This is a genomic window from Kitasatospora sp. NPDC086791 (assembly GCF_040685975.1).
Taxonomy (GTDB): Bacteria; Actinomycetota; Actinomycetes; order Streptomycetales; family Streptomycetaceae; genus Kitasatospora.
In genome coordinates, this window is record NZ_JBFBOC010000073.1 from 1 (window position 1) to 1,770 (window position 1,770).

The following is a 1,770-nucleotide window of genomic DNA, read 5'->3' on the forward strand; positions in this document are numbered from 1 at the left end:
GAGCCCAAGGCGCGGGCGGCGTGGAACCTGCACGAACTCACCCGGGGGCGGGACCTGACGGCGTTCGTCCTCTTCTCCTCGGCGGCCGGGACGCTCGGCAGCCCCGGGCAGGCCAACTACGCCGCGGCGAACACCTTCCTCGACGCCCTCGCCGTGCACCGGCGCGCCCTCGGACTGCCGGCGACCTCGCTGGCCTGGGGCTACTGGGCGGAGGCCAGCGGCATGACCGGGCACCTGACCGGTGCCGACCGGGACCGGCTGATGCGAGCCGGGGTCGTGCCGCTGGCCACCGACCACGCCCTGTCGCTGTTCGACGCGGCCCTGGCCGCGGACCGGGCCGCGCTGGTGCCGGCACGCCTCGACCTGTCCGTGATGGCGGGAGCCCCGGCGAACCCGGCGGCCCTCAAGGGCCTCGTCTCCCGCAAGCCGGCCCGGCGCCCGGCGCGGCCCGGCGCGATCGCCGACCGCCTGCGGTCACTGCCGGAGGCCGAACGGCTGCGAGCCGCACTCGACCTGGTCACCGCCAACACCGCCGCCGTGCTCGGTCACCGCGAACCGGGGGCCGGATGGGACCGGCAGCCGTTCAAGGACCTCGGCTTCGATTCCCTGACCTCCGTCGAACTGCGCAACCGGCTCAACATCGCCACCGGCCTGCGGCTGCCCGCCACCGTCACCTTCGACCACCCCACCCCGCGGCAACTCGCCGAGCACCTGCTGAGCGGGATCCTCGGTGCGGGTGGGGGTGTGGTTCCGGTGGTTCCGGTGGTGTCGGTGGGTGGGGTGGGTGGTGGGGCTGATCCGGTGGTGATCGTGGGTATGGGGTGCCGGTTGCCGGGTGGGGTGGGGTCGCCGGAGGAGCTGTGGGGCTTGGTGGCGGCCGGGGTGGATGCGATCGGGGCGTTTCCGGGTGATCGCGGGTGGGACGTTGAGGGGTTGTTCCATCCGGATGCGGATCATCCCGGGACGTCGTATACGCGGTCGGGTGGTTTTCTCGCGGACGCGGCGGGGTTCGATGCCGATTTCTTCGGGATTTCGCCGCGTGAGGCGTTGGCGATGGATCCGCAGCAGCGGGTGCTGCTGGAGACCGCGTGGGAGACGTTCGAGGACGCGGGGATCGATCCGACGTCGTTGCGGGGCAGCCGGACGGGCGTGTTCGCCGGCATCTGGTCCTCCGGCTACGGCGGCCAGGCACCCGCCGACGCCGAGGGCTATCTCGGTACGGGCGCCGCGACCAGCGTGACCTCCGGCCGGATCGCCTACCTGCTGGGACTGGAGGGCGCGGCGGTCTCGCTGGACACCGCCTGCTCGTCCTCGCTGGTGGCGATCCACCTGGCAGCGCAGGCGCTGCGCTCGGGGGAGTGCTCACTGGCCCTGGCCGGCGGGGTGACCGTGATGGCGACCCCGCTGGGGTTCACGGAGTTCTCGCGCCAGCGCGGCCTGGCTCCCGACGGCCGGGTGAAGGCGTTTGCCGAGGCGGCTGACGGTACGGCCTGGGGTGAGGGTGCGGGGTTGGTGGTGCTGGAGCGGTTGTCGGACGCCCGTCGCAACGGCCACCGGGTGCTGGCGGTGGTGCGGGGTTCGGCGGTCAACCAGGACGGCACCTCCAACGGCCTCGGGGCGCCGAACGGTCCGTCGCAGGAGCGGGTGATCCGTCAGGCCCTCGCCAACGCCGGGCTGGAGGCGTCCGAGGTGGACGCGGTGGAGGCGCACGGCACGGGGACGACGCTCGGCGATCCCATCGAGGCGCAGGCGCTGCTGGCGACGTACGGC

1 protein-coding gene is annotated in these 1,770 nt (G+C 73.6%); it reads left to right on the forward strand.

All coding sequences use genetic code 11. The features are described 5' to 3' along the window. Window positions 1-1,770 (forward strand): beta-ketoacyl synthase N-terminal-like domain-containing protein (locus AB0Q99_RS34250; protein WP_363578175.1); only part of this gene is annotated, 1,770 nt, incomplete at both ends.